This is a genomic window from Dolichospermum sp. UHCC 0259, from assembly GCF_009711935.1.
Taxonomy (GTDB): Bacteria; Cyanobacteriota; Cyanobacteriia; order Cyanobacteriales; family Nostocaceae; genus Dolichospermum.
Genome location: NZ_VIKX01000020.1, coordinates 1 through 22,401, shown reverse-complemented (window position 1 = coordinate 22,401; position 22,401 = coordinate 1). Strand labels below are relative to the sequence as shown.

The window sequence follows — 22,401 nt, the reverse complement described above, 5'->3', positions numbered from 1 at the left end:
ACATGGCAATCCAACAACCAACATCCCAACAAATATATCAAACTAATATGCCATTTTCTGTGAGTCAGGGTGAACAACAAAAAGCCTTATCTAGAGTCATTGCCAGAATTCGAGAATCGTGTGATATAGATATCATTTTTACAGTCACAGTTAATGAAGTTCGTCAATTATTAAATGCCGACAGAGTGGGAGTATTCCGCTTTAATCCTGAATTGGGTGGGGACGGTGAATTTATCTATGAAGATGTAGATAGACAATGGGTTTCGGCATTATCTACTCAGGTAAAAAATTATTGTTTTACCCAACTTTATGAAAACGGAAAAATTCAAGTCATCTCCGATATATATCAAGATATTAGTAATGATCGCTATGTCAAAATTTTAGAAAAATTTCAAGTTCGTGCCAATATAGCTGTCCCCTTAATCAAAGGCAAAGATTTATGGGGATTATTGTGTATTCATCAATGTAGCGAACCCAGACAATGGCAACAGGCAGAAGTTGAATTTGTGCAACTAATTACTGAACATTTGGGAGTTGCCCTCCAACAAGCTGATTATATAGAACAAGTTAAATTTCAATCTGCCCAACTAGCACAAGCTAAAGCCAGAGAAAAATCCGCAGAATGTCAAAAAACTATTGCTAAAACTGTTGAAAAGATTCGTCAATCTTTAGATTTAGAAATTATTTTTCGTACCACTACTGAAGAACTCAGGCAGTTACTAGATGTTGACCGTGCAGCTATTTATCGTTTTAATCCTGATTGGAGTGGAGAATTTGTCTTTGAATCTGTAGCTGAAGGTTGGGTAAATCTTATGCAAGAACAGTTACAAAGACCAGAATTAGGCGATAAGATTAGCGAATGTAAATTAAAAGATTTAGTTGAACCACCCACAGATACCTACCTTCAAGATACATCTGGTGGACGCTTTGCCAAAGGTGAAGTATACCGTGTTTGTAATGATATTTATGATTGTGGATTCACTGACTGTTATATCAAAGTTTTAGAAAGCTATGAAGCCAAAGCTTATGTCATTGTGGCTATTCTTTATAATCACAAACTTTGGGGATTATTAGCAATTTATCAAAATACTACTATCCGTGATTGGCAAGAAGATGAAGTTTACTTACTCACCCAAATTGGTAGTCAATTGGGTGTAGCTTTACAGCAAGCTGAATCTTTAAAAAAGATGCAAATGCAAAAGGAAGAAATTGCTCAAACTTTGAAAGAATTACAGGTCACTCAAAGCCAGTTAATTCAAAGTGAAAAAATGGCAGGTTTAGGTCAATTAATTGCTGGTTTAGCACACGAAATTAATAACCCGATTAGTTTTATTTATGGGAATATCCCCTATGTTACCGACCATATCAAAGACTTATTAAATTTAGTCCGTCTTTACCAAAATAACTATCCTCAAGCACCAACAGAAATTAAAAATCAATCCGCAGAAATAGATTTAGATTTTATTAATGATGATTTACCAAAAATGCTCAATTCTATGATGAGTGGTGCAGATCGGATTCGTCAATTAGTAATTTCGTTAAGGACATTTTCTCGGCTTGATGAAGCAGAAATGAAACCTGTTGATTTACATGAAGGGATTGATAGCACACTTTTAATTTTACAACATCGGTTTCAACGACAGGATAACACCCCAGCCATTGAAGTAATCAAAGAATATGGTGAATTACCTCCGGTAGTTTGTTATGCTGCCCAAATGAATCAGGTATTTATGAATATTCTCACTAATTCTCTTGATGCTATAAAAGAATCATCAGCAGAAAGTCCGAAAATTTGGATTCGCACCAAAGTTATAGATAATAATTACCTACAAATTAGTATTGCTGATAATGGTTGTGGGATTTCTGAAAATGTATGCGATCGCATTTTTGAACCTTTCTTCACTACTAAAGAAATTGGACAAGGTAGCGGTTTAGGCTTATCAGTGAGTTATCAAATCATAGTCGAAAAACACGGTGGACAGATTAAATGTATTTCCCAACCTAGTCAAGGTTGTGAATTTTTAATTGAAATACCCATACAGCAGATATCTAGGGTTTGCTGAAAAAGTTATCTGTGAGGGCTAGGAGTCAGGAGTCAGGAGTCAGGAGTCAGGAGTCAGGAGGAAGAATTAGAAGAAGAAAAGAATAGTCTTGAATATGGCCAAGTGATAGGTCTTTGCTAATTTCCACCCTTATTCCTTGCACCTGATTCACCTTTTTCACCTTCAAACTCTTGATATATCTAAGTTTTAGCTTTATTCAGCAAACCCTATCCAGGGTATAAATTCCCTGTCTCATAGCCAAAGTTGGTTAAAACCAACTAATAATCATTATCTCTTCTCTCTGTGCGCCTCTGCATGAAATAAAATTTAGTAAAATAGAAAAAAATATACCTGTCTATAGCCAGAAACTACAAACAAGTACAATTAAAAATAACAGTAGTTTATTAAAAAAACAATAAATTAGTCGTTATCCCACTCTTCGCGTCCGATTAAATCACCGATGCGATCGCGCAGTAAAAAATCACACTTCTCTAATTCACATTCTACACAAACCCACTCTCTAGCCGGGATAAACTGGCAAAGTGTATATATTGGTTGTTGACGACCAACCATTCCCCTCTCCACCAGTCGGCGTGCTTCGTCCTGAATAACATTCAGAGAGTAGTAATTGTAATTGATAGAAGGCACCGTATTTACACTCATGGTTTTTTTTCTCACAAAATTACATCAAAAATACATTTAGATAGCGTTCCCGTTATGCACGAGGAACAAACATGGCAATAATTAAACCTGTCTCCAGGGTTTTGTAGTTTGCTATACGGAACTATTATCATTTTGACGCTATACACCTCCAAATTATCTAAAGAAATGTTAAGTTTGTCAATAAAGCATGACATTTATGGTATTTGAACTTCATATTCCTAAGATAACAGCAGTTAAGTTGACTAATCAAACCTAGATATTTACATTTTTAACATTAATTTGTATAAAAACTATTAAAATCATACTAGATTTGCTTTAACGTTAACTGTACCAGTGTATATAGGTTTATGATTTTTGACCTCTATCCTAAGACACAAGATTTGCAATACCCAAAATTTTCTAAAAATAGGGAATCAAGGTATTACCTATTATCCCCACTTAGAGTGCTTGAACCAGCAACAAGTTCCAGATTTATTTATATTTTGGTTAACTTTGTATTAATAAATCATTCAGCCATCTCTTCTACTACCTCATCCACACTTGCTGATGCTCGTTGTTGCTCAAGTTGATTTAATAAACTCAGCACCTTAGTACCTCGTTCTATAGAACGATCTTCCACAAAGATCACTTCTGGAGTCCGTCTTAGTCTAACTCTAGCCCCCAATTCACTGCGAACGTAACCCGTAGCTGACTTTAAACCAGCCATTGTTTCCGTTTTCGCTTCCTCCGTTCCATAAATACTTACAAAGATAGTAGCGTGTTGTAGATCCCCAGAAACATCCACATCGGTAACACTGACCATTCCCGTACCCACACGGTCATCCTTAATACCGTTGAGTAGCATTTGGCTAACTTCCCGTTTAATTAATTCAGCAACGCGGGAAACGCGGCGATTTGTAGCCATATAAATTCCGCCTTCTCACAGAGGTTTAATAACATGATTCTAAACGCAAATGAAAGTGGACGGCGCTTGATCTGATCAAATCAACAGCAACAGTCCAATAAACTCAACTTTGTTTTGTGACTCTATTCTAGATTTAATTCAATCCCAGCATAGCCCGCACCGTAAGCGTTACGAAAAAAAGACCACCAGTAAACAAACCTAAAATGGCAATTAGCGTCACAGGACGTTTTAATAATGGAAACAGCGGTTCGAGGGTGTTTAGAAAAATGCCCAAGACGATACTAACCAAGTATCGAGGGTAGCGAAAGACGTTATCCCAAAATCCATCAAACATTTGAATTTAGACTGCCTTATTATAGACTTTATTGATTAGTTAGTTTTTAGTTTAATCGTAAGTAGATGGTAAGTCAAATCCCTAAACCAACTTACCCACGACCATTTTTAAAGTGGGCTGGGGGTAAAACCAGATTAATTTCTCAATATAAAGACTATTTTCCCCAACATTACCAGACTTACTATGAACCCTTTTTAGGAGGTGGGGCAGTTTTTTTCCATTTGCAACCATCTCATGCAGTTTTAACTGATATTAATGCAGATTTAGTTCTTACTTATCGGTGCGTTAGAGACAATCTTGAGGACTTAATAACTTTACTGCAAGCACATCAGCAAAGACATAATTCAGAGTATTACTATGATGTCAGAAATTATCATGGTGGAACTAATTTAGAAAAAGCAGCTCGGTTTATTTATCTGAATAAAACTTGTTTTAATGGGCTGTACCGGGTTAATTCTCAAGGAAAATTTAATGTCCCTGTGGGCAAATATAAAAATCCAGGTATTTGTCAAGAAGAAGTTTTAAAGCTTGCATCGCAAACACTAAAAAAAATAGAAATTAAACAAGCAAGTTTTGACGAAGTGTTAAAATATGCAACAGATATTAATGACTTTGTTTATTTTGATCCTCCCTATTATCCTCTAAATAAAACTAGCAATTTTACAGCTTATAGTAATTTTTGTTTCGACGAAAATCAACAAATCAAACTCAGGGATATTTTTATTAAATTAGCTGATAAAGGGGTAAAAGTTATGTTATCTAATTCTGATTGTCCATTAATTCGTGATCTTTATAGTGATTTTAATATTCACACCATATCAGCAGCAAGGTCAATTAATTCTAATGCTCAAAAGCGAGGAAAAATCACTGAAGTATTGGTAACTTCTTATAGAAAATTATAGAAAACTGTAGGTTGGGTAGAACGAAGTGAAACCCAACATTATCGGAGTTCGGAGTTTCTCCTTCAAAGACGCTACGCGAAAGAAGTTATGATTTTTAAGAGCGAGAGAATAATGGTTTGAGACTCCTAATTGGGGCAAGTTTTCCACAAATTATCTTATGTCGAAATCAGGTAACATTATAGAAACGGTGAAAACCAACATTGTAAAAACTAATATTTTCATAAAAATGTTGGGTTTCCTTGCGTCAACCCAACCTACTGGATGGGATTTAATTATTTTTAGATTCAGCATGACCGTTACGAATAGACCATGCTAATTCCAACATTTGTGTCCAGCGTTTTTGTAGTTGTTTCGGAGTACATTGAACGGCTTTAGAAATAAGTTGATCACTTTGACAAGCGGTTTTTAGTTCAAAAATTTGCTGTTGCTGTGGTGTGAGTTGATTCCAAAAAATATCCCATTGCAGGGAAGATAAACCTAACTTATGTTCTAAACCAGCACCTAACCATTGATGAACTAATTGCCATTGATGCTGTTTGGCAAACTTCTCAACGTGATATTTAAATCTTTGTTGTAAATAATCCCGTTGACGACTGGTTAAACCCAGAATTTGGTCAATTTCCGGTGCAGAAAGATCCTGGAGTTTGAGAGTCAAGTAATTCATACAATCAGATTGTCCTTGAGATTCCAGATATTTCATCAATTCGGTAATCACTCGATTGCGTTCCGATTCTTCCGAAGGGTCAAAACCGGGTTTAGCAATCATTTGTGAGCGAATTTGCTGCACTGCCACATTGCGTTGATAAGATTCCGCTTCTTCTGTTTTTGCAGAATCCACAGCCATTTCGATATCTACAGTAGTTTCTTGGGGTTGACGACGGGCAAAACCTTGAGCGCGTAAAACAATTAATTGTTGATTAGCGCCACCGGGTAAATTAATCCGGCGTTTGGCATATTGTTCTGTAAACGCCATATACTCAGCTACTTGTAACTGAGTACGGGGGGTGTAATCTTCGGGTAATTCGGTTTCTCGACGGAACGCTTTAATAGCTTCGATATAAAAAGCTTGTAAAAAATCTTCAATTAAATTGTAACGAGCCTCAAATCCTAAATCTGAACCGGCAACAGTTACGTGACGATAAACAATTGCACCCAAACTGCTGTGTAATTCTACTCGTCCTTGTTTAGAGCCAAGTTGATAGTAACGGAGGCACTTTTGTAACCGATGTCTTCCTAATGTAATTTGCCAAGACTGAATTTGTCCAGAGTTTTGAATGCGGGAGCTTTTATCACATATCCGTTCTACTTCTTTGGCTATGCGTCCAACAACATCTTGTACACCTGAAGTGGCAGATTTAACTTGAGATTGCATCTCATGGGATAAAAGTTGTACTAATGTGTCGCTGGTGGGAACAGACAATTCTTCAAGAGAAATATAGCTATCAAAAGCAGATGTAGAATTAGGCAGATTGGTGATGTTAGCTTTCATGACTTTTCTATAAAATTGGTATTGCACCTTAACTCAAATGCAGATACGGTATTTAATGTCAGTCTCAGGAGTGAAAATCTTTGGAGATTTATTCCTCAAAATTCACTAACTAGATTACTGATATGTAAATACTGTAGGAAATTTCCAAAGTTAAGGGCTTGTTAATTGTGTCGCTTTGTTTTTAGCAACTAGATCAAAGATGGCATAATAGATATTCACTCTGAGGGCAAATTGCCAAAAGCCTAGTCATGCTAAGATTGGCTGTTAGCCTGTGTGGCGTAGCCATAATTTCATGACTGAGGATGACGGGATTTAGGAGGATGACAATTTCCAAATTGGAGTCAGGTGATCATATAATTAGCGCAACGGAGTCCAAAACAAGGGGTTGCACTTGTAAAGCTTTATTCTTAAACCCAAGTAGCTACGGCTTCCCAACCTAAACCTCTCCGAATAATAACTGGTTCTTCATCGGTCAAATCTAAAATGGTAGACACTTGATATGTAGGTTCTTCGGCAGTGTCAATAATGATATCTACCAATTTATCCAAATGGTCGTATAAATCTACCCGTGACAAAATTGGTTGTTTTCCGTTCTCAACTATTTCCTGGTCTTCATCATTGGTTTGAACATGAGCAGAAGTGGAAATAATTGGGTTTCCTAACGCTTCCATTAGTGCCAAGCAAACGTTATGATTTGGCACTCGGATTCCTGTGGTTTTGCGTTTGGGATTTTGCACCAGTCGCGGTACTAGTTTGGTCGCAGGGAGCAAAAATGTGTAGGGTCCTGGTATTAACCTTTTCATAATCCGGTAGGCTGTATCACTTACGAAGGCATAAGTCGCCACATTGGAGAGTGAGGGACATAAAAATGTCAGTGGTTTATCATTTGCTAATTGTTTGATTTGCCTCACTCTTTCCACCGCCGACTTGGCATTCAAGTCACAACCAATTGCATAAACTGTATCTGTAGGGTAGAGCATGATAGCGCCACCTAATAGCGCTAACTTTATTTCCTCTATTCGGCGGCTTTGAGGATTATCAGGATGAATGGTGAATATTTTGGCCATAATGGATTGGGGACTGGGGACTGGGCAAGTAGGGGGAGTAGGGGAAGTTGGGGAAGTTGGGGAAGTTGGGGAAGTTGGGGAAGTTGGGGAAGTTGGGGAATATTTCTTCCCAATGACAACTGACAACTGACAACTGACAACTGACGACTGACGACTGACAACTGACGACTGACAACTGACAACTGACAACTGACAACTGACAACTGACAACTGACAATTAACAACTGACAATTAACAAATAAATTTATGAATAAAATCGCTTATCTTCAATGTCCAACAGGGGTTTCTGGTGATATGTGTTTGGGGGCGTTGGTTAGTTTGGGTGTGCCTGTGGAGTATTTAAGAGAACAACTTAATGGCTTGGGAATTGAGGCAGAATACCGATTGGGGGCGGAATTAGTTCACCGTCAAGGTCAACAAGCGACTAAGGTTAATGTGGATTTGGTTTCTCATCACCACCATCATCATGATCACAATGAACATGATCACCACCACACCCGTCATTTGCCAGAAATAGAGGAGATGATTGTTAAGGGGAATTTACCAAAACAGGCGGAAGCTTGGAGTTTAGCTGTTTTTCGCCGGTTGGCAGTGGCAGAGGGGGCTGTTCATGGCATCGCACCGGAAAAGGTTCATTTTCATGAAGTGGGGGCTGTGGATGCGATTGTGGATATTGTGGGTACTTGTTTAGGGTTGGATTGGTTGGGTATTGATTGCGATCGCTCAGGGTTGCCTTTGCTATACTGTTCGGCATTTCCAACTGGCGGTGGTACTGTTCATGCTGCACACGGAAGAATGGCTGTACCAGTACCGGCGGTTTTAAAGTTGTGGGAAATGCGGGGTTGTCCAGTTTATAGCAATGGTATTGACAGAGAATTGGTAACACCAACGGGGGCGGCGATCGCTACTACCTTAGTTCAAGACTTTGGTTCACCGCCACCAATGACTATCAAACAGGTAGGATTAGGGGCGGGTTCTCTAGATTTACCCATTCCTAATATACTACGGCTCTGGTACGGTGAAAATGAATCTTTACAGACTGATAACTCTGATTTAGGGGAATATTCCCCAAATTTAGAAACGATTAATGTCCTAGAAACTCAAATAGATGATTTAAATCCTCAAGTATTCGGTTATGTATTTGAGGCTTTATTTGCTGCTGGTGCTGTAGATGTTTTTACCCAACCGATAGGAATGAAAAAGTCACGTACCGGAATTTTATTAACTGTGATTTGTCATCCTGAAAAGTTAGCTAGTTGTGAAGCGGTGTTATTTAGAGAAACTAGCACTTTAGGGATTCGTCGCACTACTCAAAAACGATCAATTTTACAACGGGAAATGCAAAAGGTGGAGACTATTTATGGAACAATAGCGGTAAAGGTCGCATGGAAAGGAACAGACACAGAAAAGGTAATTACTAATATTCAGCCTGAATATGAAGATTGTGCAGAATTAGCACGGCAAAATAATATTCCTTGGCGAGAAATTTATCGTTTGGCGTTAGAAAGTTGGTATTTACAACATCCAAAATAAATCTTTAGACCCAATCTAATATAATGCTACAACGTAGATAAATTATCAATGGATATTGCATTATTACCGCAGAATATAAAAATATAGGGTGAGCAATGCCCACCCTACAAATGATATCTCTCGTCAGGAGATAAAGTTTAATTAGCTTCTCTCACATTCTTTCTAAATGCGTCTGTTGCATTTTCAGATGTTCGCTGAATATTTTTGCCTAAATCCTCAGTACCGCGCTGCACATTCTTTGTTAGATATTCAGCAGCATTTTGGATATTTTCTTGAAGATTTTCGATGCCTCTTTGAGTTCCCTTCGTTACACCTTCTCGCAATTCTTCTGCTGAACTACCTACATCCTGACCTAAGCGTTTGACTCTTTCATCTAAGGGCGCTCCTTCTTGATAATTGCGAACATATTGATCAACACTATCAATCCTTTTACTTTCCACATTTTTCTGAGCATTTTCTATTAAATCTTTGGCTCTAGCATTAGCAGCTTTTTCTGCGTTCTTAGCTCTAGGATCTACATCACTAAATTCATTCATTCCTCCTTGACGAGGAGAAATGTTATATTCTTGTGCGCTGGGATCATATCTTTGCACATTTGGTGGTTGACCAGGTGTTTGAGATGGCTGTGCAGCTATTCCAGGACGATTACAAGCTTGTACTAAAACCAGGAAAGTTACTGCCAAAAAAACTTTCAAAACTTTGAGAGGGCGTAGATTTTGCAACCAATTAATTACTGTTTTCATATTCATCTCCTTTTATGGTTTTGACCAAATTCACAATTAATCAATATAAATTTGAACAGCATATTTTTACTAGTTTTCATTGACTCTAATAACAATCTTCATCAGAGACAAGAAAGATAAAAGATGTCTATCTTTGCATGGTAAACATTTTATAGCAGCTATATTCACAGTTTTATCTAACTATAGAGAGATATTTTTGTTGACTTTGATTAGCTTGAGATATGTAACTGGTTTAATATAAGATTTGATAGATGCAGATGGGAATAATCTAACAGTTAAATTAGGAAAATAATGAAGAAAATTATCCGAGGGTTAATTTTAGGTGGAACGCTGTTTTTTTTGTTGAAAGCGTTAAAAGATAATTGGTTGGGAGTTAGTGCTATTCGGATTAATGCAAATGGATGGTTAATATTAGCGACTGCTACATTTGTAACTTTATTTGCACATATTTGGGCGGGTTGGATTTGGACTTGGGTATTAAAGGAGTTAAATCAATCTGTATCTGCTATTGAGTTTATTCAAGTTTATTTAAAAACGAATATTGCCAAATATTTACCTGGGAATGTTTGGCATTATTATGGGCGGATTATGGCGGCTAAAAATGCTAACATTCCTACGAATCTTGCAACTTTAAGTGTTTTATTAGAACCACTATTAATGTTAGCAGCAGCTTTAATTATTATTGTTTTATTTGGCAGTCAACTTATTGTTAATAATCTGAATTATAATTTAATTATTCTGCAACTTCTGAGTTTAATAATTGTATTAAGTATACTTCATCCCCAATTTTTAAACCCAGTTATGCAACTTTTAGATCGGTGGAAAAATAAAAAATCTGATGGAGAAAATCAGTTAATTGATATTTTTATAATTAAACGATATCCGGTGAAACCATTATTAGGAGAATTAGTTTTTTTAGGGTTACGTGCTGCTGGATTTATTTTAACCATGTTGGCGTTAACTTCTTTAACATGGGCGCAAATTCCCTTATTAGTGGGGGCTTTTAGTTGTGCGTGGGTATTAGGGTTAGTTATTCCTGGTGCGCCTGGTGGTTTAGGCATATTTGAAACCACAGCCATGTTACTGTTACAATATCATTTTCCGGCGGCTTTGGTGATTAGTGCGATCGCTCTTTATCGTCTCATTAGCATCTTAGCAGAAACTATCGGCGCGTCCTTAGCTTGGTTGTATGAACGAATTAGTAAATAATCTTCATGAAGCTATTTGATAAATTGCAGGACGGTATTTAGGTTCAGGAATAGATTTACCCTGTAATTTTGCAGTTTCTAACCATGCTGCTTTTGCTTGCAAAACTTCAGATAATGCTTCTTCTTCAGTGTCACCAAATGCAGAACAGTATTTTAAATCTGGAATATCTGCTATATAACCACCGTCTTCTTCACTATAGAAAATATTAATATGGTAGTTTTTCATTTTTAATCCTCTAAAGTTAATCCATATTCTTCAATGATAGCTAAAAATTGTTTGATTTGATATGGAACAGCTTGACCATTTCGATTTTGTAAGTTAATAATTTTCTCTATATTTTGATGAATAAAAATATGATGACTACCATTAACTCTTGATAAACAAAATCCAAAGGCTTCAACTAAATTCACAAATTCATTAAATTGAATATTTTTAGAACCAGCAAGAACTTTATCTAGTAACTTCCGTTTTTTTGACATTTATCAACTTATAGCATTTCTTTGTAAAACTGTACTCAATTTTTTTATCATTTTTTCTATCTCTGTGTCCTCTGTGCCTCTGTGGTTCGATAAATTACTATTAAACCGCCGACGCACAAAGTAAAAAAGATATTAATCCCCAGAGTTTATCAATGCCAGCGATCGCAGTATAGTAAATAGTAAATGGGTAATACCCACCATTATTTGGATTTTATAGGTACTACCCAAAGACTAACTTTTAATCCCCAGTAATAGAAAGTTCGCTTACCCAAACTCTAGGAGCAACTCCTGCTGGTGTTAATTCCACTTCTTTCTCCACATAAACAATTGATTTCAACAACTCCAGAAAATCACCAGCTACCGTTGCAGACTCAATACTGGTTTTCTCACCTTTGTTAATTAACCAACCATCAAAAGGCAAAGAAAAAGAACCTTGTAAAGCCTTAACACCGGCATGAAGAGCTTGTAAATCATCAATTAAAATCACATTTTCCGCAGTTTCTAAACTCAATTCTTGCTCTGGTGTTCCTGCTGCAAAAACGTGATAGAAATTGGGACTGACGCTCACTTTTGCGCCAATACTAGCATTACCCGTAGGTTGAGCATTTAACCGTTTAGCAGTTCCCGCACTATGTAAAAAGCTAGTTAAAATGCCCTTTTCTATTAACTTAATTTGCCGAGTTGGAGTCCCTTCACCATCAAAACTTTCTGCACCAATATTAGCGGGGTGTAAAGCATCATCATAAACTGAAAGTAAAGGTGAAGCCAGTTCTTTCCCAATATCATCAGTTTTTGATAAACTCTGATTATCCAGAATACTTTGGGCGTTAAATAAATTAGAAAAAGCCCCCAATAAACTTAAAAAAGCTTCAGGAGAGAAAACTACTTGATATTTACCAGTTTTGATTTTTTCATAATGCAAATGACTGATAGTTTTCTCAGCAGTCTCTTTAATACAACCGGCAATATCTAAATCAGCGACACATTCTTTAACTCGATATGCACCACCGCTGCGGGGTTTCTTACCCTCTTCTTCAGTTTTGCTGTACAAATAAATAGAAGCTAAAGAATGAGATTCAGTTCTGACAGCACCATCACTATTGAGATAAAATCTGTCAATATCCCTTTGTGCTAACCCATTATAAGGGACACTTGTAATAGCAGGATGGGTTGCTAATAATTCTTTTTCTGCTACTAATAATTTTTCTATTAGTTCAGAAACAGGTGCTTGCAGGGCTTTTTCTTGATGTTTATTAGGGATAGGAACAGTGGCTTCTGGACTAAAATCAGGAACGTTTTCTTTCACACCAAAAAAGCTGGCTTCATAAGCTGTTTTTAAGGCTAATTCTAATCCTTTAGAATCTACATCTGTGGTGCTGGTAACACCCATTGTATTTTCTTCGTTCCAAACCCGAACTGTTACTCCAGAACGATTGGAAGCTTTGACTTGTTTGGGTTCTCCTTGGTCAACTTGAACGCTAGTATCATCTACAGTTGAGCCGTAAATGTCGAACTTTTTAATGCCAAGTTTGGCGGCATTTTCTTGAGCGTAGGTGGCGATTTCTTGAATGTTAGACATGATGAATTAATTTTTGAATTTTGAACGCGGATGAACGCAGATAAACGCGGATAATATGGATGGTTTATCTGTTTTCGTAAGTTCCAGATCCCCGACTTCTTGGATCAATTCATAATTTATTTAAAGAAGTAAAAAAGAAGTCGGGGATCTTATGCTATGTTCATCTATCTTCCGCCAACTGTGATGGAATCAACTTTGATATGAGGTTGTCCAACTGTGGTGTAAATGCTGCCACTAACAGAACCACAAAAGCCGGGAGCTAGTTCTAAATCTTGAGAACATAGGGAAATTTTATTCATGATTTCCTTAGCTTCACCGATGAGGGTAGCACCTTTTAATGGTTTGGTAATTTTGCCATTTTCTATTAAATAAGCTTCGTCAACGCTAAAGTTAAATTGACCTGTTGTACCTACACTTCCGCCACCCATTTTCTTACAGTAAATACCTTTATCAACGGAGGCAAATAGGTCTTCTGTGGTGTGTTCACCGCAATCAATATATGTATTTCGCATCCGACTAGCGGCAGCATAGGTGTAATTTTGACGGCGGCCACTGCCTGTTCTGGGGTGTCCTGTCCGCACAGAACCGGTTCTATCAGCGAGGAAGTTTTTGAGGATGCCTTTTTCAATTAATAATGTTCTTTGGGCGGGCATTCCTTCATCGTCCATATCAATTGTGCCAAAGGCATTATCAGCCCTGCCTTCGTCCCAAGCGGTGAGGCTTTCGTGGGCGATTTTTTCACCTTTTTTATCCGCAAATGGTGTAGTTTGGCGTTCAATTTGGGTGGTTTCTAAAAGGTGTCCGCAAGCTTCATGGAAAATTACGCCGCCAAAATGATTGGCCATGATAATGGGGTAAGTTCCTGATTCTACGTAATCTGCGTAAAGCATTTTACCGGCTGATTCAGCGATTTGTTCGGAGGCTTGTTGATAATCCCAGGTTCTCAAGAAGTTTGCGTCACTGGTGTTACCTGCCCGTTCACCAATGGAGGAACGGTTCGCACCGTCTGCACAAAGGAGGTTAAAACCGACAGACTGGGTGAGGCGGATATCACGGGCAAATGTGCCGTCACTGGCAGCAACTAATACTTCTTGCCAGTCACGGAAGTAGGAAGCGCGGCGAGATTGGACGTGGGTAGCTTTTTTGTTAAGTTGGGCTGTACCATCAAGGAGGACTTCTCCCATTTCGCGGATAGAACTACACAAAGGCAGCCAACCGTCTTTACCGCGTTTGGTGGCGTAGTCTCTGAGTAATTCTAGGTTGATTTCGGGGATGAAACCATTGGGTCCAGGTAGTTGTAAGCCTAAAATGGAAAGAGCTTTTTCTAAAGCGGCTTTTAAACCGGCAAATGTAAGGTTGTTGGTGCTAACGTAGCAGTCAGCTTTGCCACGAAATACTCGCACTCCTGCACCGGTTGATAAACTGGGGGAAATGCTGGTGATAGTGTCTTCTTCGGCTAAACAACTGATGTAGTTGCGGCGTTCTAAGAAGTATTCTACAAAATCTGCCCCAGCGGCGCGTCCTAGTCCCAAAAGGGTTGCCAGAGGGGCTTCCCAAGTGTCATCGAAGCGTTCTGTGGTGGATGAGTATTGTAAACTGGGAAGTTGATTTGAGAGAAGTAGGGTATTTGTAAGCATGAAGTGCCTCGTCTGCTGGCGTTATCTACAGATGTGACTGAAAAAATTCTGGTGTGTTCAGTCTAACAAATCTGTGAAAGCCGTTGTTGGCAGTTAGGCTGTAGGGTTTTCCGCCATATTGTCTTTCAAAATGAGATAAGTTGAGATTCTAATCAAGATAATTATGTTATCTAATTTCGGTTTTATGTTAACGTTGGGTTGGAGTATTGCTATAAAACCATAGTTAATTCTCACTTTTTGTGACTTTATATTTAAAATAATGGTGTAGTTACCGGACTAACTAATATACTGGAGATATTTATGACTCTTAAACTCATATCCGCAAAAATTAAAAATTTTAAAAGCTTAGGAGATGTGGATTTAAATTTTAGAGATCTAACAATTTTGGTAGGAGCTAATGCTAGTGGTAAATCAAATTCTTTAGCAGCATTAGGCTTTCTTAATGAGCTTTTGATGAATCAAACATTACCCCCAGTTGAAAGAATGGATAGAATCCTAAGAGTGGGGCAAAAAGAGTTATTTTATCAAATTAATATAGAAGATGATGACAATAATAAAGCAGAATATATTATTGCAGTTAGTATCAGTGAAAATAATACTTTTCTTGATAAAGAGTATCTCTTAGTTAATGAAGTTGAAGTAATTAATATTATTAATGGTCAAGGAATAGTTAAGGATGAAAATGACGAAAATCCTCAAACATACCAATCTTCTGAGGGTGATGGACTCACATTAGCAGATGTAGGTAAATATGGTCATAAACCGATTACAAAGAAATTGGCAAGCTATATAAAAAATTGGAAATTTTATGATATAGATCCTGATAGCATCAGATTTAATTCTGGAGTACATATAATCTATAACTATAATTATAAATATTTACAAAATGATGAAAAAATACCTAGTCTTGATACTAATGCTAGTCAAGCTGAAGAAGTTTTAAAATATTGGGCTAGACGTGATGAAAATAAGTTTCGTGAAGTAAGTCAAGAACTGTATGACTGTCTGAAGATTAAGTTAGATTTAGTTCAAGATGTAGAACCACTTATTCAAGTTATTGAAGAAGATGGTAAAAAAATAGCCTTATCTAATATGTCAGATGGTACGCTGAGATTAATGGCTTATTTTATCATGCTTTATCAATCTGAGGTTCCAACTCTCATTGGTATTGAAGAACCTGAGAGAAATTTTCATCCTGGTATTTTACAAGATATTGCTGATATGATCAAAAGGCTATCCAACAGAACACAGGTGATTTTTACAACCCATAGTTCTCAATTATTAGATTGTTTTTCTACTGAAGAAATATCATCTGACATTTCGGTAGTTCTTTTGAATCAGAAAGGAGAAATAGGAACTAAAGCTTGTCTACTTGATAAATTAGCAGAAAACCGAGATGATTTTTCCGATTGGATTAATGATTTTGGATTAGGTAGCGCAATTTATCATAGTCACTTACTTGAAGGAATTGTTGCTGGTTAATATGCTTAGTGTTCGTCTTTGGGTGCCGGAATCTGATCATGATAGTAAAGCAGTAGCCTGTATTGCTAACAAAATAGTCTCGCTTTATGGTAGTAGTATAACCATCCAACTTGCTGATAAACAAGGTTTTAATAGAGCCATACATTCAAAAAATCAAGATGGTTTAAAGAAAGCAGTTAATATTTACTTAAAAAATGATGATTTAGTCATCTTTCTGCTAGATTCTGATGGGATAGAATCGCAAAACCAAAGACGCAAGGAAAAAAATTCTCTGGTTAATCGAATTGAAGAAGTTGTTAAATTGTCTGAAGGAAGAGTGAAATATTTTCCGATGATTCAAGAATTGGAGGCTTGGTTATTAGTTGATTATTTGGGTATATGCTGCTTTTTTACAAAAAATGCTGATCATCGAAATCATCCAGAATGGATAAAATTTGCTAAAAGTAAACAACGTGGGCAAACAGATTTAATAGCAGAAGCTGAGTCAGGTGGAAGGGGTGTCAAGGAATGTTTAGTAAAGTTATCACGCGAAATCCTAATTAAGCATAATCCGAATCTCCAAGATAAACCCAAAAATTTGAAAGAACGGGAATATGAAGAAAGTCAATCATCTAAAATAGCAGAATATATTAAAATTGATTATCAAACTCTGAGAAGAAATAAATCATTATCAGAATTTGCGAAATGTTTACAACAATTAGTAGATGATACTAAACAGGTATTGCTAGATGATATTAATTAGTGGTGATTTATGTAAAAAATAAAAGTTTTTAGCTCTAACTGAATTATCTAGTTTCAGCTATTCCAGCTTTTATCCAACTATCAACACCCTCATTCCCCTCACTAATTATTTTTGACAGAGGGTGGATAATCGCCGACTTATATTAGATTATGGCTCAAAATTGCGAAAATCCTTAAAGAATTGGCTTAAAACCAATTTTTCTTCAGTAATTTGTTACTGACAATGACCACAAACATTAACAAACCAAACTGAATTGGCCAAGGTGCTAATATTAAACTTACAATAAAAATGACGGCTGTGAAAACACCTGCAATATTAGTGATTTCATCATCATTTCTTTTGAAGAGATAGCCAGTCATTACACCTGTAATTAATGTCATTAAGAAAAACAAAGGCATTTTTACTAATCTCCAAACTACGAACTACTGTTTAATACCAGTAGGTTGAAACCAGATTCGGGAACGTTATTAATAATATACTTAAGCAAAGGACAATAGCAACAACTTTATAGAAAAGCTATGGTGTGGCTATTTTCAAATGGTGCCATTATTTGGTACATTGAACTAACACTATCTATTCGTGCTGGAATTCATTTAACACTTTTAATTTAAATACCCGATGTTGAACATTTCCCAACTCCTCGCAACTGAACTACAACTTAAACCCCAGCAGGTACAAAATGCGCTGGAACTTTTAGCAGAAGGGGCGACAATCCCTTTTATTGCGCGTTATCGTAAAGAACGAACAGATGAAATGGATGAGGTGCAATTACGGGATTTACAAGATAGACATAATTACTTAACGGAATTAGAAGACAGAAAAAAAGTGATTGTGAGTGCGATCGCTCAACAAGATAAACTTACCCCAGAACTACAAGCAAAAATAGCATCCTGTCTCCAAAAAACCGAACTTGAGGATTTATATTTACCCTATCGTCCCAAACGTCGGACTCGTGCTACCATTGCCAGAGAAAAGGGGTTAGAAGCATTGGCTATATTTATTAAATCCCTAAATGTCAAAAATGGTATTTCTGCATCTTTAGAGGAAGAATCAGCAAAATATATTTCAGAAACCTTGGGAGTAAAAAGCGCAGATGAAGCTTTAAAAGGTGCATCTGATATTTTAGCTGAAGAAGTGGCAGATAAAGCAGAATTACGCGCATATATCCGAGAATATCTTTTAGAAAATGGGATGTTTATTTCTCGGATTAAAGATGAACATCCCGAAGGGACAACAAAATTTGAAATGTACCGCAATTATCAAATCAAAGTCAGAAATATTGCCCCTCATAATCTGTTAGCTTTATGTCGAGGAGAAGATGAAAAAATATTAAGTTTTGAAGTAGCTTTTGACGAAGATTTTGTCTTGGGTTATTTGGAATCACAAGAAATAAAAACTAAAGTTCGTAACGTGCGCGACTTTTATCAAGTCATGTTAAAAGACAGTTTTAACCGCTTGATGAAAACTTCCTTAATTAGCGAAGTAACTAACGAGAAAAAAACCTTTGCTGACATAGAATCAATCAAAACCTTTGAAACAAATTTGCGAGAATTACTGCTATCAGCACCCGCAGGAATGAAGCCCACAATGGCCATAGATCCAGGTTTTAGAACCGGATGCAAAGTCGCTATACTAGATGAAACTGGGCAATTTTTAGAATATCAAGCGGTGTTTCCTCACCAAGCAGCCGAACAACGTCAAAAAGCCGCCCAAACTATTAAGAAATTACTGGAAAAATACCAAATTCAATTAATCGCTATTGGTAACGGTACAGCGTCACGAGAAACAGAAGAATTTGTTGCCGAAATATTACCAAATATAGCCCACAAACCAGTTAAAGTTATGGTAAATGAATCTGGTGCATCTATATATTCTGCCAGCGAAGTAGCCAGAGAAGAATTTCCCGATTTAGATATCACCGTGCGGGGTGCAATTAGTATTGGGAGGAGATTACAAGATCCTTTAGCGGAATTAGTTAAAATAGATCCTAAATCAATTGGTGTTGGACAATATCAACATGACGTTGATCAAAAATTGCTGAAAAAGAAATTAGATGAAACCGTCGAAAGTTGCGTTAACTATGTGGGTGTAGACTTAAATACTGCTTCCAAAGAACTTCTCACCTTTGTTTCGGGAATTACCCCCACCATAGCCAATAATATTATTGCCTATCGCAACCAAAATGGCGCATTTAAAAATCGTCGTCAACTCTTAAAAGTAGCCAAACTTGGTCCCAAAGCCTTTGAACAAGCAGCAGGTTTTTTAAGAATTCGTGGTGGTGAAAACCCCTTAGATAATACCGCAGTTCATCCAGAAAGTTACGCCCTGGTACAATCTATTGCGGCTGATTTAGGAGTATCCTTAAATCAAGTTACACAAGTTGCAGAAAAACTCAAAAAAGCCAACATCAAAAAATACGTTACCGACACCATTGGAGAACCAACTCTGCGCGACATTCTCAGCGAATTAGAAAAACCAGGCAGAGATCCTCGCGCTGAATTTAAATATGCTACCTTTAAAGAAGGAATCAAAGAAATTAAAGATTTAACCGTAGGAATGCAACTGGAAGGAATTATTACTAATGTTGCTAACTTCGGTGCTTTCGTTGATATTGGAGTTCACCAAGATGGTTTAGTGCATATTTCCCAACTTGCTGATAGATTTGTAGATGATCCAAAAAAAATCGTCAAAGTTGGACAAGTTGTCAAAATACAGGTTTTAGAAATCAACGAAAAACTAAAACGCATAAGTTTATCAATGAAAGGAATCAAACAATAATTACCTCTTCCTAACTTGTTATGTTAAATCATAGCCCCCTCTTCGCTTGCGGGGAGGGGGTTGGGGGTGGGGTTCTTGTATATCACTCAACCAACAATTACTATATTTAACCCAAGTTGCTAGTTAGATAAATTGTCAGAAGTGGCTAACACCTCCCGTAAGAGATACAGGATATGCAGGATTAAAGGATGAAAACCAGAGATTTGATCACAAATCACCAAATGTTTACCTATCTTTTGTATTCTGTTGTTGAATAATCTCGCTAATTTCTGCCAAACTTAAATTTAAAACTTGTGCAATTTGTTCTCTGGTTAAACCCAATGCTATCAAACCAGGAACTGCGTCTAACTTGGCTTTGCGTTCACCTTCTTCCTTTCCCTCTTCTTTTGCTTCTTGATAAAATCGGGTTTGTTTTAACTCACTTAATCCAAACATAGCTTCTATTTCCTCCCTATTCATTCTTGGAAACTTGTAAATTAAAATTGTCTCGATGATTTGTAATACTTGTTGCTGTTGAAATTGAGAATCTATCTCTTGTTTAGTTCTAGTGATTAATTCTCTGGCTTGGGTAATGGAATTATCTGCGTTAGCGATGATTAGTTTTATTGTAGCAATACCAATGGGTAAAGATGTTGTTTCTTCTAATTCATCGAGATAAATAACTCTGACTCGTTGACTGGTGAAAAACTCCTGATAATGCTGAATATCTTGTGTATCTATGCTGCGGGTTGGATAGATAACTACAGCATTCCAATGATTTTTGGGTTTGTTTTGGCGGATGTAAAGAAATATTTCGCTAAAAAGTCTATGGTAGAGATCCGTATCTAATTGAAATTGTACCTCTAAAAAGTAGATGGGGTTATCTGTATTTTGGTTAGGTAAGAAAACTCCATCTATTCTCAAGGCTGTTTGTTTGACTTCAACTGATGAAAATTGATAAAGTTCTGCTAGTTGGGGAGAGTTACCAATCAGTTCAAAAAATATGCTAGGTATTTCTTGAAATAATCGGTAAAATATGCTGTCTGTTTTCATTTTAAAAAGTTGTTTTCAGCGATATTCTATTTAAGCTGTAAATTAACCCATGAAGCTAGGCAATAGGAGACTTTTTAGAGTTACTTTTTTAACATCAACTACACATCAGTGAAGAATTAATTCAAGAAGCCTTGTCTTTACCCAGTTCTACAAGAGTATTTTTAGTAGAAAAACATTAAGCTGTTATGTTTTTAATTTGGATAAGAAATGCGAGGAAAATGCTGGCAATACTTAATATTAGGTTTTTTGGTTATACTCTAATTTCTTAGAGAAGTCGGGTATCTTACTGAAAATTTGTTATTTAATCTAACCTAAGATAGATCAAGATTATATCTAAGAAAAGATGTGAAATATTAATCTATCTTTGACAATGGTAATTAGCACTGATATTGCTGTTACTGAGGTAAAAAATGTTGTCATATTTTTTCATTGCACTCGCCACAGCTTTGAGTTTGCTGATTGTTGATTTAGTTGTTCCCGGTGTGGATATTGCTAATTTTCCCGCAGCTTTAATTGCTGCCGTTGTGATTGGTTTAATTAATAGTGGAGTTAAACCAACCATTAATATTTTGTCTTTACCTTTAACATATCTCACATTAGGTGGCTTTTCCCTAATTGTTAACGGAATCTGCTTTTGGTTAGCATCAGTTTTAGTTCCAGGTTTTCAAGTTCAAGGATTTATCGCCTTTATTATCGGTCCTGTAGTTCTCTCTTTAGCTAATACCTTTCTCAGTAAATACTTCGCAGAAAAAGGCTTTGAATTACAAGATAGTCAATAAGTCAACCCAACTTTAAAACTAGGAAATATCCATGAACTTACTGCGTATACTTATCGGTTTATTTCTACCTCCCTTGGGGGTTTTTCTCACCGTTGGCTTTGGTCCAACCTTGCTAATTAACATTTTACTGACTCTGCTTGGTTGGCTTCCTGGTAGCATTCATGCCGTTTGGGTAATTGTCAAGCATGAAGAAAATATTAATAGAGAGGAAGGTACTTATTAAGCATTTAACAAGATCCCCGACTTCTCAAAGAAGTCGGGGATCTAAAGGATAGTTACTTATTAATCACTAAGCACGAATATCTTTATCTTTGAATAAATCAGCCGTTGCTAATAGTAACTCACGTAAAGTTTGTTTTAATTGGCGTTCTTTTTTCGCTATAACTGCACCTGCGTCTGTCAATTTTTTTTCTAGAAGTGAGTAACTTTCTTTTACTTGTGCTGTGATAGATTCGGCCTTGGGATGGGATTTATCACACCATTGTTTTGCTTCATTTAGATAATCTTGTACTTCTTGATCACTTCCGCTATAACGTGCCGATAAATTTGCTCTGATAATTGCTGACTGTGCTTGTAATTGTGCATAGCGTTTCTTTAATAATCCCACTTCTTCACTATCTTTGATAGAATCAATTGCTGAATCAATGGCAATTTTTGTGTCTGCTGATTTATCTTGACTTGTTTCGACTATCTTTGTTAAAATTCCTTCAATTTCTGCTTGTAATTCTTCTTCTTCCCTATCCAATTGAGATTGTAATTGCTTAATTTCAGCTTGAGTTTTGACAATATCTGAATGTTTTTTCAGATTTATTGCTTCTATCGCTCCTTCAATTGAAGCTACTACACCTTCTTTCACTTCAATACCTTTTTCTTGTAAATTGTCAATGACCGTAGACACAGCATCATTAACTAAATTACCTAGTTCATGAGAACCTTCTTGAAATTCAGAACGCAGGGCTATTTCATTCTAAAAGAGAGGATAAAATGGTAGAGATATCTAGGCATCT

The 22,401-nt window shown here is 36.7% G+C and carries 22 protein-coding genes and 1 pseudogene; 9 read left to right on the top strand and 14 right to left on the bottom strand.

Annotated elements, in window-relative coordinates:
- The first annotated feature begins 47 nt into the window (after positions 1-47).
- Positions 48-2,063 carry a GAF domain-containing protein gene (locus FJR05_RS02280; RefSeq protein ID WP_168642644.1) on the top strand — a complete coding sequence of 672 codons (2,016 nt, stop codon included), beginning with the start codon at positions 48-50 and terminating at the stop codon, positions 2,061-2,063.
- 399 nt (positions 2,064-2,462) lie between these two features.
- On the opposite strand, the gene FJR05_RS02275 is transcribed toward FJR05_RS02280, so the two are convergent.
- The 3 genes from FJR05_RS02275 to FJR05_RS02265 form a co-directional block, all read right to left on the bottom strand.
- A complete protein-coding gene (locus tag FJR05_RS02275) occupies positions 2,463-2,705 on the bottom strand; it encodes a DUF4327 family protein (protein ID WP_015079328.1) in 243 nt (80 codons plus the stop codon).
- Positions 2,706-3,210: 505 nt separating this feature from the next.
- Entirely contained in the window at positions 3,211-3,609 is a 399-nt protein-coding gene (gene rbfA, locus FJR05_RS02270; protein WP_039201470.1) for a 30S ribosome-binding factor RbfA, read from the bottom strand.
- A gap of 133 nt (positions 3,610-3,742) precedes the next feature.
- A complete protein-coding gene (locus FJR05_RS02265; protein WP_168642616.1) occupies positions 3,743-3,943 on the bottom strand; it encodes a DUF751 family protein in 201 nt (66 codons plus the stop codon).
- A gap of 65 nt (positions 3,944-4,008) precedes the next feature.
- On the opposite strand from FJR05_RS02265, the gene FJR05_RS02260 reads away from it, so the two are divergent.
- Positions 4,009-4,845 carry a DNA adenine methylase gene (locus FJR05_RS02260; protein ID WP_168642615.1) on the top strand — a complete coding sequence of 279 codons (837 nt, stop codon included), beginning with the start codon at positions 4,009-4,011 and terminating at the stop codon, positions 4,843-4,845.
- Between the two features lie 268 nt (positions 4,846-5,113).
- Here FJR05_RS02260 and FJR05_RS02255 read toward each other — a convergent pair whose 3' ends face one another.
- From FJR05_RS02255 to FJR05_RS02245, 3 genes are all read right to left on the bottom strand, one after another.
- Positions 5,114-6,334, bottom strand: coding sequence for a HetZ-related protein (locus tag FJR05_RS02255; protein WP_168642614.1), 1,221 nt, complete (start codon positions 6,332-6,334; stop codon positions 5,114-5,116).
- 407 nt (positions 6,335-6,741) lie between these two features.
- Entirely contained in the window at positions 6,742-7,401 is a 660-nt protein-coding gene (locus tag FJR05_RS02250; protein ID WP_168642613.1) for an L-threonylcarbamoyladenylate synthase, read from the bottom strand.
- Entirely contained in the window at positions 7,350-7,604 is a 255-nt protein-coding gene (locus tag FJR05_RS02245) for a hypothetical protein (RefSeq protein ID WP_168642612.1), read from the bottom strand. The genes FJR05_RS02250 and FJR05_RS02245 overlap by 52 nt, the downstream gene beginning before the upstream one ends.
- Positions 7,605-7,647: 43 nt before the next feature.
- On the opposite strand from FJR05_RS02245, the gene larC reads away from it, so the two are divergent.
- Complete coding sequence (gene larC / locus FJR05_RS02240) at positions 7,648-8,934, top strand: nickel pincer cofactor biosynthesis protein LarC (RefSeq protein WP_168642611.1); 1,287 nt, start codon at positions 7,648-7,650, stop codon at positions 8,932-8,934.
- 137 nt (positions 8,935-9,071) lie between these two features.
- Here the strand turns inward: larC and FJR05_RS02235 are convergent, their stop codons facing one another.
- Positions 9,072-9,677 (bottom strand): hypothetical protein, encoded by a 606-nt coding sequence (locus FJR05_RS02235; protein WP_168642610.1) that lies wholly within the window; start codon positions 9,675-9,677, stop codon positions 9,072-9,074.
- Positions 9,678-9,968: 291 nt separating this feature from the next.
- On the opposite strand from FJR05_RS02235, the gene FJR05_RS02230 reads away from it, so the two are divergent.
- Positions 9,969-10,886, top strand: coding sequence for a lysylphosphatidylglycerol synthase domain-containing protein (locus FJR05_RS02230; RefSeq protein WP_168642609.1), 918 nt, complete (start codon positions 9,969-9,971; stop codon positions 10,884-10,886).
- A 3-nt stretch (positions 10,887-10,889) separates the two neighbouring features.
- On the opposite strand, the gene FJR05_RS02225 is transcribed toward FJR05_RS02230, so the two are convergent.
- The 4 genes from FJR05_RS02225 to FJR05_RS02210 all read right to left on the bottom strand — a co-directional run bounded on the left by FJR05_RS02225 (position 10,890) and on the right by FJR05_RS02210 (position 14,581).
- Positions 10,890-11,111: a type II toxin-antitoxin system HicB family antitoxin gene (locus FJR05_RS02225; protein ID WP_168466528.1), complete on the bottom strand. Its 222-nt coding sequence runs from the start codon at positions 11,109-11,111 to the stop codon at positions 10,890-10,892.
- 2 nt (positions 11,112-11,113) lie between these two features.
- Entirely contained in the window at positions 11,114-11,365 is a 252-nt protein-coding gene (locus tag FJR05_RS02220) for a type II toxin-antitoxin system HicA family toxin (protein ID WP_168642608.1), read from the bottom strand.
- Between the two features lie 238 nt (positions 11,366-11,603).
- A complete protein-coding gene (locus FJR05_RS02215) occupies positions 11,604-12,944 on the bottom strand; it encodes a TldD/PmbA family protein (RefSeq protein ID WP_168642607.1) in 1,341 nt (446 codons plus the stop codon).
- Positions 12,945-13,108: 164 nt separating this feature from the next.
- The gene (locus FJR05_RS02210; RefSeq protein WP_168642606.1) at positions 13,109-14,581 is read right to left on the bottom strand and encodes a TldD/PmbA family protein; all 1,473 of its coding nucleotides are present in this window, start codon (positions 14,579-14,581) and stop codon (positions 13,109-13,111) included.
- Between the two features lie 300 nt (positions 14,582-14,881).
- On the opposite strand from FJR05_RS02210, the gene FJR05_RS02205 reads away from it, so the two are divergent.
- Positions 14,882-16,063, top strand: coding sequence for an AAA family ATPase (locus FJR05_RS02205; RefSeq protein WP_168642605.1), 1,182 nt, complete (start codon positions 14,882-14,884; stop codon positions 16,061-16,063).
- Position 16,064: 1 nt separating this feature from the next.
- Positions 16,065-16,805: a DUF4276 family protein gene (locus FJR05_RS02200; protein WP_168642604.1), complete on the top strand. Its 741-nt coding sequence runs from the start codon at positions 16,065-16,067 to the stop codon at positions 16,803-16,805.
- A 185-nt stretch (positions 16,806-16,990) separates the two neighbouring features.
- Here the strand turns inward: FJR05_RS02200 and FJR05_RS02195 are convergent, their stop codons facing one another.
- Entirely contained in the window at positions 16,991-17,203 is a 213-nt protein-coding gene (locus FJR05_RS02195; protein ID WP_168642603.1) for a hypothetical protein, read from the bottom strand.
- 220 nt (positions 17,204-17,423) lie between these two features.
- On the opposite strand from FJR05_RS02195, the gene FJR05_RS02190 reads away from it, so the two are divergent.
- A complete protein-coding gene (locus FJR05_RS02190; RefSeq protein ID WP_168642602.1) occupies positions 17,424-19,583 on the top strand; it encodes a Tex family protein in 2,160 nt (719 codons plus the stop codon).
- Between the two features lie 225 nt (positions 19,584-19,808).
- Here FJR05_RS02190 and FJR05_RS02185 read toward each other — a convergent pair whose 3' ends face one another.
- The gene (locus FJR05_RS02185) at positions 19,809-20,615 is read right to left on the bottom strand and encodes an Rpn family recombination-promoting nuclease/putative transposase (RefSeq protein WP_168642601.1); all 807 of its coding nucleotides are present in this window, start codon (positions 20,613-20,615) and stop codon (positions 19,809-19,811) included.
- 410 nt (positions 20,616-21,025) lie between these two features.
- Between FJR05_RS02185 and FJR05_RS02180 the strand changes: the two genes are divergently transcribed.
- Together FJR05_RS02180 and FJR05_RS02175 are read left to right on the top strand one after the other, a co-directional pair.
- A complete protein-coding gene (locus FJR05_RS02180; protein WP_168642600.1) occupies positions 21,026-21,394 on the top strand; it encodes a phage holin family protein in 369 nt (122 codons plus the stop codon).
- Between the two features lie 31 nt (positions 21,395-21,425).
- A complete protein-coding gene (locus FJR05_RS02175; protein WP_027402184.1) occupies positions 21,426-21,617 on the top strand; it encodes a YqaE/Pmp3 family membrane protein in 192 nt (63 codons plus the stop codon).
- Positions 21,618-21,683: 66 nt separating this feature from the next.
- Here the strand turns inward: FJR05_RS02175 and FJR05_RS02170 are convergent.
- A pseudogene (locus FJR05_RS02170) lies at positions 21,684-22,343 on the bottom strand (histidine kinase); the annotation flags it as partial.
- Positions 22,344-22,401: the final 58 nt, after the last annotated feature.

Bases quoted from the DNA above. Each gene is read 5' to 3' on its own strand.
- FJR05_RS02265 (WP_168642616.1), bottom strand. From the start codon at position 3,943: ATGTTTGATGGATTTTGGGATAACGTCTTTCGCTACCCTCGATACTTG.
- larC (WP_168642611.1), top strand. From the start codon at position 7,648: ATGAATAAAATCGCTTATCTTCAATGTCCAACAGGGGTTTCTGGTGAT.
- FJR05_RS02215 (WP_168642607.1), bottom strand. From the start codon at position 12,944: ATGTCTAACATTCAAGAAATCGCCACCTACGCTCAAGAAAATGCCGCC.
- FJR05_RS02195 (WP_168642603.1), bottom strand. From the start codon at position 17,203: ATGCCTTTGTTTTTCTTAATGACATTAATTACAGGTGTAATGACTGGC.
- FJR05_RS02255 (WP_168642614.1), bottom strand. From the start codon at position 6,334: ATGAAAGCTAACATCACCAATCTGCCTAATTCTACATCTGCTTTTGAT.
- FJR05_RS02275 (WP_015079328.1), bottom strand. From the start codon at position 2,705: ATGAGTGTAAATACGGTGCCTTCTATCAATTACAATTACTACTCTCTG.
- FJR05_RS02190 (WP_168642602.1), top strand. From the start codon at position 17,424: ATGTTGAACATTTCCCAACTCCTCGCAACTGAACTACAACTTAAACCC.
- FJR05_RS02205 (WP_168642605.1), top strand. From the start codon at position 14,882: ATGACTCTTAAACTCATATCCGCAAAAATTAAAAATTTTAAAAGCTTA.
- FJR05_RS02210 (WP_168642606.1), bottom strand. From the start codon at position 14,581: ATGCTTACAAATACCCTACTTCTCTCAAATCAACTTCCCAGTTTACAA.
- FJR05_RS02200 (WP_168642604.1), top strand. From the start codon at position 16,065: ATGCTTAGTGTTCGTCTTTGGGTGCCGGAATCTGATCATGATAGTAAA.
- FJR05_RS02180 (WP_168642600.1), top strand. From the start codon at position 21,026: ATGTTGTCATATTTTTTCATTGCACTCGCCACAGCTTTGAGTTTGCTG.
- FJR05_RS02235 (WP_168642610.1), bottom strand. From the start codon at position 9,677: ATGAAAACAGTAATTAATTGGTTGCAAAATCTACGCCCTCTCAAAGTT.
- FJR05_RS02260 (WP_168642615.1), top strand. From the start codon at position 4,009: ATGGTAAGTCAAATCCCTAAACCAACTTACCCACGACCATTTTTAAAG.
- FJR05_RS02185 (WP_168642601.1), bottom strand. From the start codon at position 20,615: ATGAAAACAGACAGCATATTTTACCGATTATTTCAAGAAATACCTAGC.
- rbfA (WP_039201470.1), bottom strand. From the start codon at position 3,609: ATGGCTACAAATCGCCGCGTTTCCCGCGTTGCTGAATTAATTAAACGG.
- FJR05_RS02230 (WP_168642609.1), top strand. From the start codon at position 9,969: ATGAAGAAAATTATCCGAGGGTTAATTTTAGGTGGAACGCTGTTTTTT.
- FJR05_RS02175 (WP_027402184.1), top strand. From the start codon at position 21,426: ATGAACTTACTGCGTATACTTATCGGTTTATTTCTACCTCCCTTGGGG.
- FJR05_RS02225 (WP_168466528.1), bottom strand. From the start codon at position 11,111: ATGAAAAACTACCATATTAATATTTTCTATAGTGAAGAAGACGGTGGT.
- FJR05_RS02250 (WP_168642613.1), bottom strand. From the start codon at position 7,401: ATGGCCAAAATATTCACCATTCATCCTGATAATCCTCAAAGCCGCCGA.
- FJR05_RS02220 (WP_168642608.1), bottom strand. From the start codon at position 11,365: ATGTCAAAAAAACGGAAGTTACTAGATAAAGTTCTTGCTGGTTCTAAA.
- FJR05_RS02280 (WP_168642644.1), top strand. From the start codon at position 48: ATGCCATTTTCTGTGAGTCAGGGTGAACAACAAAAAGCCTTATCTAGA.